The 15,956-nt window shown below is 57.4% G+C and carries 15 protein-coding genes and 1 pseudogene; 11 read left to right on the top strand and 5 right to left on the bottom strand.

The window, feature by feature from the left end:
* Positions 1-19: 19 nt before the first annotated feature.
* Together tagF and QSK43_RS09525 are read left to right on the top strand one after the other, a co-directional pair.
* Positions 20-1,420, top strand: coding sequence for a type VI secretion system-associated protein TagF (gene tagF / locus QSK43_RS09530; RefSeq protein WP_332303268.1), 1,401 nt, complete (start codon positions 20-22; stop codon positions 1,418-1,420).
* Positions 1,407-2,303 carry a protein kinase domain-containing protein gene (locus QSK43_RS09525; RefSeq protein ID WP_332303267.1) on the top strand — a complete coding sequence of 299 codons (897 nt, stop codon included), beginning with the start codon at positions 1,407-1,409 and terminating at the stop codon, positions 2,301-2,303. Before tagF ends, QSK43_RS09525 begins: the two co-directional genes overlap by 14 nt.
* Before the next feature lie 10 nt (positions 2,304-2,313).
* Here the strand turns inward: QSK43_RS09525 and QSK43_RS09520 are convergent, their stop codons facing one another.
* Together QSK43_RS09520 and QSK43_RS09515 are read right to left on the bottom strand one after the other, a co-directional pair.
* On the bottom strand, positions 2,314-3,450 hold the full coding sequence (locus tag QSK43_RS09520) for a polysaccharide biosynthesis/export family protein (RefSeq protein ID WP_332303266.1): 1,137 nt from the start codon (positions 3,448-3,450) through the stop codon (positions 2,314-2,316).
* A 284-nt stretch (positions 3,451-3,734) separates the two neighbouring features.
* A complete protein-coding gene (locus QSK43_RS09515; protein WP_332303265.1) occupies positions 3,735-4,061 on the bottom strand; it encodes a hypothetical protein in 327 nt (108 codons plus the stop codon).
* A 136-nt stretch (positions 4,062-4,197) separates the two neighbouring features.
* On the opposite strand from QSK43_RS09515, the gene QSK43_RS09510 reads away from it, so the two are divergent.
* The 9 genes from QSK43_RS09510 (at position 4,198) to QSK43_RS09470 (ending at position 12,835) form a co-directional block, all read left to right on the top strand.
* On the top strand, positions 4,198-4,485 hold the full coding sequence (locus QSK43_RS09510) for a mechanosensitive ion channel family protein (RefSeq protein ID WP_332303264.1): 288 nt from the start codon (positions 4,198-4,200) through the stop codon (positions 4,483-4,485).
* Between the two features lie 527 nt (positions 4,486-5,012).
* Complete coding sequence (locus tag QSK43_RS09505) at positions 5,013-5,786, top strand: DeoR/GlpR family DNA-binding transcription regulator (RefSeq protein WP_332303319.1); 774 nt, start codon at positions 5,013-5,015, stop codon at positions 5,784-5,786.
* Positions 5,787-5,836: 50 nt separating this feature from the next.
* On the top strand, positions 5,837-7,402 hold the full coding sequence (locus QSK43_RS09500) for an ABC transporter substrate-binding protein (RefSeq protein ID WP_332303263.1): 1,566 nt from the start codon (positions 5,837-5,839) through the stop codon (positions 7,400-7,402).
* 58 nt (positions 7,403-7,460) lie between these two features.
* Complete coding sequence (locus tag QSK43_RS09495) at positions 7,461-8,408, top strand: ABC transporter ATP-binding protein (protein ID WP_332303262.1); 948 nt, start codon at positions 7,461-7,463, stop codon at positions 8,406-8,408.
* Positions 8,405-9,424: an oligopeptide/dipeptide ABC transporter ATP-binding protein gene (locus tag QSK43_RS09490; protein ID WP_332303261.1), complete on the top strand. Its 1,020-nt coding sequence runs from the start codon at positions 8,405-8,407 to the stop codon at positions 9,422-9,424. The genes QSK43_RS09495 and QSK43_RS09490 overlap by 4 nt, the downstream gene beginning before the upstream one ends.
* On the top strand, positions 9,421-10,338 hold the full coding sequence (locus QSK43_RS09485) for an ABC transporter permease (protein WP_332303260.1): 918 nt from the start codon (positions 9,421-9,423) through the stop codon (positions 10,336-10,338). Before QSK43_RS09490 ends, QSK43_RS09485 begins: the two co-directional genes overlap by 4 nt.
* A 1-nt stretch (position 10,339) precedes the next feature.
* Positions 10,340-11,206 carry an ABC transporter permease gene (locus QSK43_RS09480; protein ID WP_332303259.1) on the top strand — a complete coding sequence of 289 codons (867 nt, stop codon included), beginning with the start codon at positions 10,340-10,342 and terminating at the stop codon, positions 11,204-11,206.
* Between the two features lie 17 nt (positions 11,207-11,223).
* A complete protein-coding gene (locus tag QSK43_RS09475; protein WP_332303258.1) occupies positions 11,224-12,024 on the top strand; it encodes a glycerophosphodiester phosphodiesterase in 801 nt (266 codons plus the stop codon).
* Positions 12,017-12,835 carry an inositol monophosphatase family protein gene (locus QSK43_RS09470; protein ID WP_332303257.1) on the top strand — a complete coding sequence of 273 codons (819 nt, stop codon included), beginning with the start codon at positions 12,017-12,019 and terminating at the stop codon, positions 12,833-12,835. Before QSK43_RS09475 ends, QSK43_RS09470 begins: the two co-directional genes overlap by 8 nt.
* Positions 12,836-13,222: 387 nt before the next feature.
* Here the strand turns inward: QSK43_RS09470 and QSK43_RS09465 are convergent.
* From QSK43_RS09465 to QSK43_RS09455, 3 genes and pseudogenes are all read right to left on the bottom strand, one after another.
* Positions 13,223-13,555: pseudogene (locus QSK43_RS09465) on the bottom strand (transposase); the annotation flags it as partial.
* Positions 13,556-13,902: 347 nt separating this feature from the next.
* Positions 13,903-14,742, bottom strand: coding sequence for a hypothetical protein (locus QSK43_RS09460; RefSeq protein WP_332303256.1), 840 nt, complete (start codon positions 14,740-14,742; stop codon positions 13,903-13,905).
* Positions 14,743-14,883: 141 nt separating this feature from the next.
* Positions 14,884-15,939, bottom strand: coding sequence for an RHS domain-containing protein (locus tag QSK43_RS09455; protein WP_332303255.1), 1,056 nt, complete (start codon positions 15,937-15,939; stop codon positions 14,884-14,886).
* Between the last annotated feature and the right edge of the window lie 17 nt (positions 15,940-15,956).

Genomic DNA, 15,956 nt, shown 5'->3' with positions numbered 1-15,956 from the left:
CCACGGTCAATAACAACTGATGGCCAATCAGGCATTGAGGCCCGCGGAAACCGCAGCGGAAAGTGACCGCATCGGTTTCTTCGGCAAGGTACCCAGCCACGGCGACTTCATCTCCGACGGGCTTGAACGAGAGTTGATCGGGACGTTTGACGACTGGATGCGATCCGGCCTGCACGCCTGCGCGGACATGTTCGCGGGCCAATGGTCCGAAATATTCGCGTCATCGCCTCCCATACGTTTCATCATCGAAAGCGGCATATGGGGAAACTGCGCCTATGCCGGCGTGCTGGTGCCCAGTGCAGACCGGGTGGGGCGAAAATATCCGCTTGCCATCATTGCCCAGCTCAATAACTTCCGGAAACATCCAAGAACGCTCTATCTCGACGACACCTGGTTCATGGCCGCCGAGGCGCTGGCCGAAACATCCATGACGGATGATTTCGACATGTCCCGGTTCAACGCCTCCGTCAAAAAACTGCGCCCGCCGAAGCCACGGGAAGAGGATGATGCACCGGAAATGGTGCATAACCATGTACCGACGAGCCTCTGGTGGCGCATCGATCCCGTCAGCCGCCGTGCACGCGGCCTCAAATTTGACGGCAAACCCAAAGCTTCCGATTTCCTGCGTCTCTTCAGCGACATGGCAGGCAAGGGCGATGAGGACGGTTCAGCACCTGCGCAGGCGCCGGAGAGTGCGAGAGAGAAAACCCCACCCATTATCTCGCCCACACCCTCAACCGAACAGCCCACGCCGGTTATCTACAGCTATGCCACGCACCCGGGAACACGGGTTTCCCTGAACGCAGATTCGCTCTTCGTTTCCCAGACGCCCGCCCTCTTCGCCATAGCGGATGGACAGGGCGACACGCACAGCGCCGTGGAAGCCGCCCGTCTGGTGACGAATATTCTTGCCGAGACGCCGGATTCCGAAAATCCCGAAGTGATGGCGCAGCAGATCAGGGGGAAGCTCGGCACGGTCAACAGCCTGCTTCTGTCCCGGCCGGCCATGGGCGCCGACGGCAGGCCGATCGCGAGCGTCGTCATAGCATCCATTTTCGGCCGCAGGCTGAGCGTGTTGTGGTCCGGCGACGCGCGTGCCTATCTCCTGAAAAATGGAACCATGCACCAGCTTTCGCGCGATCACGTCGTTGTCGGCATGAAAAAGCAGCTCTCGCAATGTGTCGGCCTTTCCCAGCAATTCCGGCCGGATATCGTCGGGGACGACTGGAGTTCTCAGGACAGGCTGCTCCTGTGCAGCTATCCGCTGGTGCAAATCCTGAAGGAGCGCGCCATTGCCGGGATTGTCGGCAACACCCCGATCAAGGACTGCGCCAGTGCCCTGATCCAGGAGGCGCTGATCGAAGACGCACGCGAGAATGTCAGCGCCATCGTGATTGGAAACCGGCTTGAGCAAGGCTAAACAACCGGGCGATGGGCCTGCCTATCCGCAGGTCGCCGAGCGCTTTTCCGATCTGTGGGAAAGCATCCGCCACGACGGCACTGAGGAGAGGTCGGCCGAAGACCGGAAGGATCTGATCGACCAGATCAGGAACGCGCTGGATCGGAAAGTCTCGCATTTTTCCGAGGCAAAACCCGACTGGATTGCCGACAGTTTTTCCCTTGAACGGATTGCCTACGAAAGCGAAAACACGCTGCTGCTGCAAGTGCGGCACCGCGATCTCGGCACCCTTCATGCGCTGAAGACCGTGCCACCAGCCTTGAGAAACGACGCGACGCTACTGCAAAGATTGCGGGAGGAGGCACAGGTCGGACTGGCGCTGCGCCATCCGTGCCTGGTGGAAACATCGGCGCTGCTGAGACTGCCCGATGGCCGGCCGGGTCTGTTGCAACCATGGCTGCCGCAGTCACTGGCGTCGCAGCGGCCTACTACCGCGCCGCAGGCGATCACAATCCTTCGCCGCCTGCTGGAAGGGCTAAGCACCATGCATGCACGGGGTTATGTCCACTGCGATGTCACGCCAGCCAATATTCTGCTGGAGAGTGACGATTTCGGAACGGGCAGGCTTGGCGATTTCGGTATTACGCTGGAGATCGGCCAAAGACATGCGAAACGGGGCATGAGCTTCGCCGCCTCGCGCGAATTTGCGGCGCCGGAACGGATGCGGGACACAGCGGCAAAGCCGGATCAGGATATATTTTCAGTGGGACGGCTTGCCCGGCGGCTTGCTGGGTCAGATGGGAAGCAGGTCACGCAAAGCTTGGCGGATTTTGCGGACTCCTGTTGCCATACCGATCCCGCTTTGCGTCCGCAATCCGCGATGGAAGCGCTACAGCTTCTGTAGCGCCCAATCGTCAGTTGCCGCTGCCGGGAAGCGGTGCTGCCGCCGTCGGCACGCTTTTCTGGAACACGGTCAGGAGCTTGGCCGAATCCACCAGCGGCGCGTTGCCGGCATAAAGCACATCATCCTTCTGCATCTGGAAAAGCTGCATGAGGGCAATGCTGGAAGCGTCGCGCATATTGACGTGATAGATTACCGGCCGCATGGTCGTGGCTGTCGCGACCGGGCCTTTCGCGCCCGGTGCCGTTGCAGACGGCACCTGAATAATCTCGTTGCGGAAGACATAGACGTTGCGCGCGTCCGCACGGTCATCCAGCAATCCGCCGGCGCGGCCGACAGCCTGCGCCAAGGTGAGTTTCCCGGCTTCAAACTGGAATTCGCCAGCGCTCTTGAAGGCTCCGAGAGCGGTGTAGCTCGCCGCATCGCCATCGATCATGATCTGATCATCCGGCGAAAGTCGGATATTCTGGCGGTCTTCCCGCATGACTCGATCAAGCGGCGCACTGGCCCTGTGCGAGCCGCGAACGACGGTGACGGTGGCAGCGCCCGGCGCGACAGTCGGGCCGCCGGCCTGATTGAGGGCATCGAGCACCCGCTCCTGCCGGGCGGTGAGCGTTATTTTGCCGGGGTTCTTCACCGCACCGCCGAGCATGACGGCGTTCGTCGGCTTGTCAACGACGGTGACGACGGCCTGCGGGTTCACGGCCGATCCCTTGAGCCCGGCGACGACCTGCGATTGCAGCCCCTCGGGCGTCGAATCCACCACCCGCTGTTTGCCGACGAAGGGAATATTCACCGATCCGCTCTGATCCACGGTAAAGCGGCCGAGATTGAGCGTCTTGCTTTGCGTCGGGGAGAAAAGTCCGTCTTCTCCCGTATCCAGCACGGTGATGTCGATCACGTCGCCGCGCCGCAATCTCTGGGCGTTGTAACCGGTGTTGCGAAGCGCGGTAAGGCCAAGCCCTGAGGCGCCCTGCAGACTCCCGGCGGAAACCGTGGCCGCCGGTGCATTCGCAAGCTCGATGACGGGGATTTTTTCGTTGGTTCGTGGGAAGGTCGCAGATCGGATATTGCCTGCGGTCGGTCCGTCAGATGGCTTTGCACATGCGCTCAAAAGCGCCACCAGCAAAACCGCCCCCAACTTTTTCATCCCTCATCTCCCTAGATGATTCAACCTAACGCAGAGATAGCATCACGCGGCGTCATCGCAACAACTTCAACGGTTGTAAATCTGTGAAAAGTCACCCTCAATCAAAGGGTGTGGCCATTCGGCAACCTTTTCCGGTGGTCGGGACAATTCTAGTTGGAGGGAAAGGAGCGCTTCGGCAAATGCGGTCTAGATAATCGGCCGCATCCTCGTGGTGTCCGATGGCTTGATCGCCGATAGCGGCACACATGCCGAACTGATCGCGCGTGACGGTCCATACCGGAAACTCATGGCCGAACAGAGCGTGTGTTCAGAAACTCAGCAATGAGGTCAGCTGTCAGCTTGGTAGCTTGATCAAAAGAGTCAATGATATCGGCGAACCATTCATTAGGCCGCCTATCATCTGTGCCGTGCAAGTTGAAGAATAACGTAGCAGTTCCTTCTCGAGGCCAAAGTCCAGTTTTGATGTGCCGCCCCGACAGATGAACATAATCCGAAGCTGCCTCATATGCCTCTGACAGCCCGGGGTACTTTTCATTTAATTTTCGATGGAGAAATGCATCGCTCAAAGGTTCACCCGTGCGCGCCTTTGAGCTTTCGATAAATATTGTCATTCATTAGCCAAATGCCGGCAGCTTCTACATCTTCGACCAAAGCAAGGCCGAACATGCGCATGGCGGTATCAAGTTGCAACCTGACGAGGGCAGCAGCTGACAAAGTGTTTTTCGCTCTTACGAGAGTACAAAATGCATGGCTGATCGATGCTGTTTTTTTAATTGCGCCGAGCGCATACCACTCAATATCCGGTATGGGATCGTCATCAGCTTCGCCATGGTCACAATACCGACCAGTCAGCAGAGTTTCATCCGCCGCTCTGCCTATGCGATGTTACGCGAAGCCTTTCAGAGAAATGGCATTGAGTTTGCTCAACCGTCGGTACAGGTTGGCGCCAACAAAACACACGAGGCCCAGGCTGCGGTTTATCACGCTCATGAGCTTACGAAGGCAGGCGAGCGGGAACACGCGGCAGAACTTTAGCTGTCTATTTCGGATTTAAAGGTGGACCTTGGGCTGTCGTCGCGGGCTGCTGGAAAAAAACATGAATAATGTTTTGGTCTTGAATGGGATGTGAACATGGGACCCCTCATCCGAACGTGAGACTGCAGTTGATAGGAATTTTGCGCCGACCGCTGTACTACAATCGGACGCCTTGAGAGGGAACGAACCTGCGACCTGCTAACTTAAAATTTGACGGAATCAATGCGATGACTTGGCGGCTCTCCATTAGAGCAGCGCCTCTCGCTGTTGGCAGCAATAATGTAAAAGGGTGCTCGCTCTACGACGGCAGCCAAAGCACGGCGAATATTTTCACATTCTCAACGCCGTGATGATCGATATCGCTCACGATGATCGATGGCGAGCCAACCTCTTCTGCAGTTCCCGGCCTTACAGGAAGGATATGCCCCTACAGAAAAACATTTCTGTCACACCAATGTCACTCATTGCCGATAGATACCGCTCACGAATGAACGAGAGGCATCATTCCCGTGAGTGATTTACAGTCTATCCCTACTCAGGCCGAAGGCCGACAGGCGAAAATCGTCGAGCTTCTCCGTGAACAGAATTTCATTGATCTCAAGACGTTGATCGAACGCTTTGATGTTTCCGTCGCCACAGCTCGACGTGATCTGGTTGAACTCGAAGAGGCGGGCTTCCTTCGTCGTACCCATGGCGGAGCCGTCAGCATCAACCAGGTGGCACAGGATGCAACGAATTCCGCGCGCCTTGTCTGGAAGCAGTCAGAAAAAGCGTCAATCGCCGCTACCGTCGTCGGCATGATCTCCGATGGAGACACAATCCTCCTCGATGCAGGCACTACCGCGCTGGAAGTCGCCAAGAAACTGGCGGGCAGAAAGAACCTGACGATAATCTCCAACGGCCTTGATATCGTCGCGGAACTGACACGACAGGGTGACCACACGATTTACTCTGTCGGTGGCGAATATACCGACACGAATCATTCCTTCCGCGGGCCACTGGCCGAGCAATTCATTAGACAGTTCAACGTCGACAAGCTGATCCTCAACGCAGCGTCTATCGATGTCGATCGTGGCTTGGTTTGCACCGTTGAGCCCGTTAATGCGAGCGTCGCTAAGGCCATGATCGAGGTCTCTCGTCGCACGATCGTCGTCGCTGACCACTCCAAATTCGCGAAGTCGAGCCTCTCCGTGGTCGGAAAAATCGAGGACATCGGCATCGTCGTGACCGACAACGGGTCCAGATCGATCATCGACGCAGCGCCCGAGAAGCTGCGCAAGAAGTTCGTCATCGCGAACTGACAACCTTTCCCCTTTCCATCCACAGCATCTTGCCAAGCAGGAGACATTAGATGCTTTCCACCAGCCGCAGAAAATTCATCATCGGTGCGAGCGTCGCGGCGCTGGCTTCGACCACCAGCATGAAGTTTGCGTTCGCTCAGGAGCGTCGCGAACTCAGGATCGGCGTTAACGGCTTGCCGGCGACGCTTGAACCGATCAATGCGATCAGCAATGTTGGACCGCGCATCGTCAACCAGATCTACGACACCCTGATCGCCCGCGACTTCTTCGGCAACGGCGCGCCGGGGACAGGTCTTGGGTTCATGCCTTCACTCGCCGAAAGCTGGGAGCGTATCGACGACAAGTCTGTCCGCTTTAAGCTGCGCCAGAAGGTGATGTTCCACAATGGTGTCGAGATGACAGCCGATGATGTGGCCTACACGTTCTCTTCCGAGCGCCTCTGGGGGCCGGAAGCGATCAAGACCATTCCTCTCGGCGGCTCCTACTCTCTAGATTTCGACGAGCCCGTCGTCGAGGATAAATACACCGTCGTGCTGCGCACCAAGACCCCGAGCCATTTAACGGAAACCTACGTTACCTCCTGGATGGGCAGGATTGTGCCGAAGGATTACTACAAGGGTTTGGGCACGGTGGCTTTCGGCAGCAAGCCGATCGGAACGGGTCCCTACAAGTTCGTTGAAATGGTTGCCGGCGACCGTGTCGTTCTCGAGCCGAACGACGATTACTGGGGTATGAAGCCGACGGCTTCCAAGATCACCTACCAGCTCGTCGCCGAACCTGCCGCTCGTGTCGCCGGCCTGATCAGCGGTGAATACGATATCGTTACCACGCTCACACCCGACGATATGGAGCTGATCAACGGTTATTCCGATCTCGAAACGCGCGGAAACGTCGTCGAAAACTTCCACATGTTCACCTTCAATATGAACCAGAAGGTATTCCAGTCGAAGACCTTGCGTCGTGCGCTGGCGCTCGCCGTCAACCGTCCGATCATGGTCGAATCCTTGTGGAGGAAGACCGCTTCAATCCCGAACGGCTTCAACTTCCCGAACTATGGCGAATCGTTCGATCCGAACCGTAGGGCGATGGAATACAACGTCGAAGAGGCGAAGCGCCTGGTCAAGGAAAGCGGCTATGACGGTACGCCGATCACCTATCACACGATGGGCAACTACTACGCCAATGCCGTTCCCGCACTCATGATGATGATCGAGATGTGGAAGGAAATCGGCGTCAATGTTGTTCCCAAGGTCTACGCCCCTGGTGCTGCGCCGAAGGATGCCGACAGCTACATGCGCAATTGGTCGAACGGCCAGTGGATGACGGATGCCTGGGCGACGATGGTTTGCGAGTTCGGCCCGAACGGTCAGGTTCAGAAGCGTTGGGGCTGGAAAGCGCCTGCGGAATTCAATGAGCTTTGCACCCAGGTATCCCAGATGCCGAACGGCAAAGAGCGTTTCGATGCCTGGAACCGCATTCGCGACATCTTCGAGGAAGAAGCGCCGGCCGTCATTCTCTACCAGCCGTTCGATGTCTACGCGGCGCGCAAGGGTGTCCATTGGAAACCGATCAGCTTTGAGATGATGGAATTCCGCAACAACCTCAGCTTCGGCTGATCACCATCCGATGCCTAAGCGATGCGCATTCGTGCGCATCGCTCCAAGGAGACACGTTATGCCCAAGCTCTTGACCGTTCGCGACTTGGTCGTCGAAGTTCCGGGACGCAACATCAAAATTATCGACGGGATCAGCTTTACCCTGAATGCCGGAGAGACCCTTGGTCTCGTCGGCGAGTCAGGTTGTGGCAAGAGCATGACCTGTTACGCCGTCGCGGGAATGCTGCCGCGCGGTATCGCAAGGACTGGCGGCTCCATAGAACTAGGACACGCCCCGTCGAAAACTGGAAAATCCGCCAAGCCAACGATTGCGATGATCTTCCAGGATCCGACCAGCAGCCTGAACCCGGTGCATACCATCGGATACTATCTCGAATCCGCGCTTTATCGCCATCAAGGACTGAGGGGCAACGATGCCCGGCTCGAAGCCATGAGGCTTCTTGAGCGTGTCGGTATCGATCGCGCCAAGAGCCGGCTGCGTGCCTATCCGCATCAGTTTTCGGGCGGCATGAACCAGCGCGTCATGATCGCGCATGCGCTTGCCGCCAAACCGCAATTGCTGATCGCCGACGAACCGACCACCGCTCTCGATGTGACCATGCAGGCGCAAATCCTCCATCTGCTCGAGGAATTGAAGCAAGAGACAGGAGTGGCGCTGATGATCGTTTCCCACGATCTCGGTGTGATCGCGCGCCTCGCTGACAAGGCGGCCGTTATGTATTGCGGAAAAATCATCGAGACTGCACCAATTGCCGAGCTACTCGAACGTCCAGCTCATCCCTACGCCCGAGCATTGATCGATTGTATGCCGAGCATCGATCCTTACGATTTCGAGCCACCTGTGCCGATCCCGGGTTCGGTGCCTCTGCTCGATGGCCTCCCCGATGGCTGCCATTTTCATCCGCGCTGTTCGCGCGCAAGCGGCGCATGCGCTGCCGGCTTCCCGACCCCAGCCCATATCAGCCTGGCGCACCAGGCCTCCTGTTACCATCCGGTGGTCGCATGATTACGCCTCTTTTACGGACCCAGAACCTTACCAAGGCCTACAAGCACAAGACTGGTTTTTTCGCCAAACCTACCCAGCAGCTCGCATCGAATTCAATCTGCTTCGAGCTTGCACCTCGTGAACGCATCGGGATCGTTGGCGAATCTGGAAGCGGCAAGTCGACACTCGGCCGCCTGCTCCTTGGATTGACACCACCGACCAGCGGCGATGTCTGGTTCGAGGGCGTAAACCATAGAGATCGCAGCAGGCAGGACTGGACGAAATTCCGTGTGCGCACGTCCCTCGTTCAGCAAAATCCGCTCTCGGCTCTCAATCCGCAGATGACCATCGGCCAGCAGGTTGCCGAAGGATTGCTTGTCCATCACGTCTGCGACCGCGAAGAGGCCTATCGTCGGGCAGCAGCGATGCTGGAACGCGTTGGTCTGTCCGGCGCGATGATGAACCGATACCCGCATCAGATGTCGGGCGGTCAGCGCCAACGCGTCGTGATCGCTCGCGCGCTGATCCTCGACCCCAAGCTTGTCGTCTTCGATGAAGCCGTCTCGGCCCTCGATGTATCCGTCCAGGCCCAGGTAGTCGCGTTGTTGCGCGAGCTCTGGCAGGAGATGGATCTCGCTTACGTCTTCATCACTCATGACCTTCGGATCGTCCGGCATCTCGTCGATCGCATCGCCGTCATGTATCTCGGTCGCGTCGTCGAGACTGGGGACATCAAGTCCGTCTACCAGCGTCCCAGGCATCCCTATACCCGTGCACTGCTCGCGTCGGTGCCGACGATGGACCCGACGGTTCGCAATATCGAGCCCCCTCTCAAAGGTGAACTTGACCCAAGCGTAGCGTCGAATGGCTGTGCATTTCGTGCACGCTGTCCATTCGCAATCGATCGGTGTGCCAATGAAACACCAACCTTGCGACCGGTGGGAAACCAGCAGGCCGCCTGTCACCGTACGGAAGAGATTGACCGGTCGGTCCCGACCGCCGTCAGCGTTGGAATGAAAATGGAGATGGCCCCGTGACCAGCTTCATCCTCGCCCGCATCGCGCGCGCCGTCGTCGTTCTAATCTTCACCGTCACGCTGGTGTTCGTGATCCTGCGACTGAGCGGCGATCCCGCACAATCGATGCTGTCAGATAACGCTGGGCCGGAAGCGCTCGCCGCGTTCAATGAAAAATGGGGCCTCGACCGCTCCATCCCAGAACAATACCTCTACTATGTCGCGAACGCACTTCACGGTGATTTCGGCACATCGTTCGCCGATGGCCGCGAGGTCTTCGATGTTGTCAGTGAGCGAGTACCCAAGACCTTGCTGCTGACCGTGTCGGCGTTTTTCCTCAGTCTCCTGATTGGCATACCAATCGGAATTGTAGCGGCAATCCGCCGTGAGTCTGCTCTCGACAAAGGTGTGATGGCAGGCTCGGTTCTGGGATACAGCATCCCAAATTTTCTGCTCGGCCTGGTGTTCGTTTTCGTGTTCGCGGTGTGGCTCCGGATATTGCCGAGTTCCGGTAGCTCGACCTGGAACCATGCGGTCCTGCCTGTCGCGACCTTTGCGTTGTTCAATGCCGCAGCAGTAGCCCGTTTCATGCGTTCCACGCTGATTGACGTCGTCGGCCAACCCTATATTGCGGCCGCGCGCGCCGATGGCATCCCGAATTGGGAGATCATCCTGCGACACGCACTTCCTAATGCCGCAATACCGATGGTGACGACGCTTGGCTTTGTCGCCGGCGGTCTGCTCGGCGGATCCGCCCTGATAGAACCCGTGTTTTCGTGGCCGGGTCTTGGGAGTGGTTTCGTAAATGCGACGAGCACGGGTGATCTGCCAGTCGTACAGGCCATGATCATCATCTTCACCGCCTTCATGGTGGTCATCAATCTGGCCGTCGACGTGCTCTATGCGGTCCTCAATCCGAAAATCAGGAAGCTTTGATATGGCAGCGGTCACGTCTTCAAATCCCGCCCCAATGTCTCTGCTGGCACCATTTCGGAAGATGCCAGCGAGCATAGCAATCTGCTGCCTCTGGATCGCGATCGTGATCTTCGTCGGCATTATGGCACGATGGGTCGCGCCCTTCGACTATCTCAGCCAGGATCCGCTCGCTCGTTTCGCAAAGCCCTTTCTGTCGGCCGAGCACTTCTTGGGAACCGACTATCTCGGTCGCGACGTAGTCAGTAACCTTCTCATCGCCACTCAGATGACATTGATGATTGCCTTGGTCGGCTCGATTATCTGCGCCATCATGGGCACCACGCTCGGCCTTCTGGCTGCTCATTTCGGCGGCTGGGTCGATAATGTCATTATGGGCTTTGCCGATGCCATGGCATCCGTTCCATTCATCGTTATCGCTCTCGGCGTTCTGGCGCTCCTCGGATCGAGCCCCATTCTCTTTATCTTCCTTGTTGGCTTCGCCAGTTGGGAGCGCTACGCGCGGCTGACGCGAGGACTTGTGCTGAGCGCCAAAGAAGAAGGTTACGCAGAGGCTGCTCGTATTGTCGGTGTGCCACCGATGCGCATCTACCTTCGCCACATGCTGCCGAACATTGCCGGACCGCTGATCGTCCAGTTCACCGTGAACTTTCCGGAAATCATCCTGCTGGAGAGCGGCCTCAGCTTCCTTGGCCTCGGCATTCAGGCCCCGGAAACAAGCCTTGGACTGATGGTTGCCGATGGCCGCAACTATCTTGCGATCGCATGGTGGATCGCAGCGTTCCCCGGTGCCGTCATCGTGCTGACGACGCTCTCCATCAGCCTGCTTGGCGACTATCTGCGCGATCGCTTCGATGCGCGCCTCCGTTAAATCAGAAGGAAAAGACCATGAACCCGCTTAGAATGACGATCGAGAATATGCGCCTTGGCGGCCATCGCGGTCATAGCGCAGGCGCCCCGGAGAACACGCTCGCCGCTTTCCTCAAGGCTTTTGAATACGCTGGTCCGCTTGCAACCTGCGAAACCGATCTTTCCATCACCAGCGACGGTGAGCTGGTTCTGATTCATGACAAGACTGTCGATCGCACCACCAACGGTCATGGCATCGTTCAGAAGATGACCTATTCGGAAGTGTCGAAGCTCGATGCCGGTAGCTGGTTCAGCGATGAGTATGCGGGCGAGCAGGTTCCTCGCCTGAGGGATGCCTTGGTGCTAGCACGTGAGCTTGGCATCATCTATCAGCTCGAACTGAAGATCTACGATCAGAACGACATCTTCTTCCCGAAGCTCCGCACCTTGATCAACGAGCTGGGCGCGGCCGATCTCCTGCAGTTCTCGTCTTTCGACTACGTGCAGCTCAAGGCCGTGAAGGAAGCGATCCCCGAGGTCCCGACCGTTGGCCTGATGCATTCCCGTCTGATCGACCCGGCCGCTCTCGCTCGTCAGGCCAATCTCGATGCCATGAACATCGAAGTCTATCACTTCGCCAGCGGCGAAGCCCGCCAGCTTCACGACGAAGGCTTTGCTGCCTTCACTTATCTCCCTGTCGGTTACGCCGAAAAACTCGTGAAATACGGGGTCGATATCGAATCCCAGATCATCCAGTGGGTTCGCGAAGGTCAACTCGATCAGTTGCTCGGTGACGACGTCGCACAGGTAACCCGCCTCAGGAACGAAGCTCGTGGTTGATGAGCATGCATCTACTTCGACCGTACCAGCGGTCGAAGCCATCATCGAAGGTATTGCAAGGGAGGCCGGGAAGCTGGCCCTCCGATACTTCCACTCCCTCGCCGATCTCCCTGTCGAAAACAAAGGCCATCTCGACCTGGTTACGAGAGCCGATAGGGAGGTGGAAGATCTCCTCATCGCCCAGCTGCGTGAAGCATTTCCCGAAGACGGCATCCTTGGTGAGGAGAACGGCGAGACCGTTGGCACTTCAGGACGCATCTGGGTCATCGACCCCATCGACGGTACGTTCAACTATGTCCGCGGTAGCCAAAACTGGGCCGTTTCGATTGGTCTCTTTGAGGACCAGCGCCCATCCTTCGGCGTCATCCACGCTCCCGCCCGGGACATAACCCTCGTGGGAGGTAAGAATGTCCCGACGCTGCTGAATGGCCAGCCGGTTAAACCGCTGCCAGCGCTGGATATGTCTCGAGCATCAACAGGATTCAGCTTTCATCCATCGGTGGCGACTGCCGATCGGTTGGAGGCGCTGCGCTTTATCTCAGATGATCTCGGCATCATGTTCCGTCATTGCGGCGCTGCGACGCTCTCGATGGTGGAGGTCGCGCTAGGTGAAACCGATGGATACGTATCGCTCGGCGACGCGACATGGGACGTGATGGCAGCATTGCCGATCTTGCGCAATCTCGGTGTCTCCGCGACGATCAACTGGGATACCGTTGACCTTCAGTCCAAACTTCGCTTCGCCTGTGGGAGCGAAGAGTTCCTCAGCAAGGTTCGCCCGCTGATCGACCGGATGTCCATCGCCGCCTGAAGACCAGATCCCGGCGACGCTCCACAAGGCACGTCGCCGGGATCATTCAGATGCAAGCCCAAAATTTCCCACGCTGCCGAACCTACCCGAACTTCCAGAGAGCCGATTGAATGCACGCCGAGACCGGGGGCCATTCCCAGCCGCCACCAAACGCAAGCGATGCATCTGAAAGCATGGATGGCTGCAGGAATGCCTGTTTTCGGAGGCAGGCCGGAAATGCCTGAACGACCAGAGTGTGGGCGCAAAGCTGCCATCGAACGGGACAGCATTTGGCGCTGGGACGCTGTTCGCCCGACGTTCTTCGCCTTGATGGGATGTGAACTGTGTTTCGGCGTGGAATATTGACCCTCTGGCGGGTGGGGGGTGCGGATAAAAAGTTGGACTGCTTCATAATTTAAGGCCGAGGCTCTTACGATACTCGACCGGGCTGAGCGATCCCAGCGATATCTTAATGCGCTTCTCATTGTACCAGCGGATGTAGGCATCCACTTCTTCGACGAACTGTTCTATCGTGATGGCCTTCCAGTCGCGTGGATAGAAGAGTTCCGTTTTCAACCGGCCGAAGAAGCCTTCGCAAGCGGCGTTGTCTTGCGAACAACCCTTTCGGGACATCGAGCGAACCAGGTTTGCTTCGCTGATACGGGTTAGCCAGCCGGGCCAGCGATAATGGGCTCCCCGATCAGAATGGATGATTGGCCGTTCCTCGCCGTCGATCACGGTCCCCTTCTCCGACCACGGCGACTACATCTTCATAGCCCATCGGAAGGAAGCTGCAAAAGGGGATTTCTCGCGGGTCTACGCATTTGTCGAGTCCAGCTAGCCGCTTGGCATTATCGGCTATCGATGTAACGGAGACGCAGCCATGAGCGATGACCCCCGCGAGCAGCGCTATGCCGGCGACTACTATTCGAACTATATGTTGTTCAGGGCAGAAGCCGACGTTCGCGCCCGGCCGATTGAGGCAGTCCCTCCCGCGCTAGTGAAACATTCTCAAGGGTTGCAGCAAGTCCGACGTCCTGAGGCACCCAGTCCACAACTCGCGACGGAGGTCGCGACACAGAGAACGGTCATAAGGCAGCGAATTCGTCGCCGAGGGCGTCGTGATCTCCTCCTTCTTCATAGAACGGATCTCGAGCGCGATACGCGTTGATGACATAGTTCTCAAGTTTCGGGAAATTTTCACGCGGAAATTTGCAGGGATAATGCGACGCCTCGAAATTCTCGACAGATCTGCTTGCCAGCTTATCCCAACCATCAAGCTTGTTCTTGCCCTCAAAACGGAGTGACCGCAGTTTGACTAGCTCCGATAGGCGTGACACGTCGCCCGTAATCTTGCTGGACACAAGTTGTAAAACTTCGAGATCCTTAAAACGCAACACATCGTCAATGTTCTTGATGCTCGACGAGATCAAAAAGAGTTTTGTGATCGGTGATTTTTCGAAAAGTGCAAGCGATCCGCTGAACCCGTGGAGCGCGAGATTTTTCAAATCCGGCCAACCATTGCCGAGATTTTCGACCTTGTTGGTCTTCCAGTCGAGATTGAGCCAGGTTTCAAGCTTCGGAAAAAGCTCAGGCAGCCTAGAGTGGAAGGAAATGCCATGTGTTGTGATTTTCCTGATGTTCGGGAAATTTTTGAAGACGTCGAGATCGAAATCCTCGGAGAAGGCGCCGGACCCGACTATGCCGATCTCAACGATATCACCCTTCTTGCGGATGCTGCTGAAATCAGGAGAGAAATAGTCCTGCAGCTCGTTCTCGGCTACATCCTCGACCTCGATGGAAAATCCGGTGCAACCATGTTCATCGATGAGATGCGAATAAACCTTGAAGGCGGCCTTGTTGAAATAGGCTATTTTCCGGAATGCCGAGGATCGCGCCTCCTCGATGAAGACGTATGGTCCCGTCATCAGGTTTTCCATCGTTCGTTCATCTATTTCCAAAACGATTTCGGACACTTAGCTTCTCCATTATCCATCGGCAGCACAGAACGCCTAATTGTTGTTTCGATACTCAGCATCGACCGAACGCGGTTCTTATTCTCGTTGCAGTCAAAGTTGCAGCCGCTCGTTGGGTGGGTGTAGCACGGTTATCCCGGGTTGTTCATCGCCCACTGGCGCAGCATCAACAACGCTGACAAGCGAGGCCTGAACTGATCTGAAACCTTGGGATACGAAGCCGCCAGAAACCGCGCCGCGATTGTCGTTGGCTGCCGTCCAGAGGCCCCGCACTCCGCCCCACAACCTGTAGGACGAGGACCAGACGATTTCGCCGGATGGCTTCACCAGCTCTCTCGGCGCACCAAGATGGTCGGTTACGACGTGGAGAATACGCTGCTCGCCGGAAGAATCGATGTCGACCCTAAGCATTGGCACGAAGCTGTTGGGCTCAAAATACCACCAAACGAAAGACCGCTTGTCTTCCTGATCATCCGCTACTCGATATTCGGCCGCCAGAACGTCGCCATCCCAAAGGAACCGGTGCACTGAAAAAGCGGCACCCCCGTCCCTGCCCTGTCGCCTTCCTGCCCGAACCTGCCGCTTTTCGATCCGGCGTCCAAACGGATCGTAGGAGTACCGCCAAGCCGACCCATCCGGGCATTCCACCCCGACCAACTGATCGAAACCATCCCAAAGGTAATGGAAGCTCTGCCGACGGAACCCATTGCGATCCACGTGTCGGTGGCAGACACGACCGGCAGCATCATACTCGTAGCGAATTTGCTCGCCCTGCGTGCCGAAGGCGTCCAGAACCTCACCGCCGGCAGCATGTGACCATTGCCGAAGCGGGCGGCCGAGCGGGTGGCCAGGAAGGGCCGTTTCCGACGCGGCAATATCCTGGGTCGGCGCGTAGTCGAAACGCTCCACCTCGCGGTTGTCTCCTCCGATCCCGGCAATTGCATCGGCCGGAACTGTCGCAAGAACAGGCGTCCCAAGATTCGGCCCTCCGTGCCACGCAGCGGTGACCTGTCCGTTGCCATCCATTTCATAACGACTGGCGCCCCAAAGCGGATCGGCCACCATGGTTGGTGCTGCAGAGCGGTCCCATTCGAACTGCCGTGACCAGATTTCCGGCAACAGGGTCGACCGCTGCCTGGTGGCCTGCACTCGGCCAGACGCCGTCT

Origin of the sequence: Rhizobium sp. GR12, from assembly GCF_036596185.1 — a bacterium.
GTDB classification, from domain to species: domain Bacteria; phylum Pseudomonadota; class Alphaproteobacteria; order Rhizobiales; family Rhizobiaceae; genus Agrobacterium; species Agrobacterium nepotum.
This window is presented reverse-complemented; position numbering and strand designations above follow the sequence as displayed.

Excerpts from the sequence above, each read along its gene's own strand:
- QSK43_RS09495 (WP_332303262.1), top strand. The coding sequence starts at position 7,461 with ATGCCCAAGCTCTTGACCGTTCGCGACTTGGTCGTCGAAGTTCCGGGA.
- QSK43_RS09490 (WP_332303261.1), top strand. The coding sequence starts at position 8,405 with ATGATTACGCCTCTTTTACGGACCCAGAACCTTACCAAGGCCTACAAG.
- QSK43_RS09515 (WP_332303265.1), bottom strand. The coding sequence starts at position 4,061 with ATGACAATATTTATCGAAAGCTCAAAGGCGCGCACGGGTGAACCTTTG.
- QSK43_RS09475 (WP_332303258.1), top strand. The coding sequence starts at position 11,224 with ATGAACCCGCTTAGAATGACGATCGAGAATATGCGCCTTGGCGGCCAT.
- QSK43_RS09510 (WP_332303264.1), top strand. The coding sequence starts at position 4,198 with ATGGCTGATCGATGCTGTTTTTTTAATTGCGCCGAGCGCATACCACTC.
- QSK43_RS09460 (WP_332303256.1), bottom strand. The coding sequence starts at position 14,742 with ATGACGGGACCATACGTCTTCATCGAGGAGGCGCGATCCTCGGCATTC.
- tagF (WP_332303268.1), top strand. The coding sequence starts at position 20 with ATGGCCAATCAGGCATTGAGGCCCGCGGAAACCGCAGCGGAAAGTGAC.
- QSK43_RS09480 (WP_332303259.1), top strand. The coding sequence starts at position 10,340 with ATGGCAGCGGTCACGTCTTCAAATCCCGCCCCAATGTCTCTGCTGGCA.
- QSK43_RS09520 (WP_332303266.1), bottom strand. The coding sequence starts at position 3,450 with ATGAAAAAGTTGGGGGCGGTTTTGCTGGTGGCGCTTTTGAGCGCATGT.
- QSK43_RS09500 (WP_332303263.1), top strand. The coding sequence starts at position 5,837 with ATGCTTTCCACCAGCCGCAGAAAATTCATCATCGGTGCGAGCGTCGCG.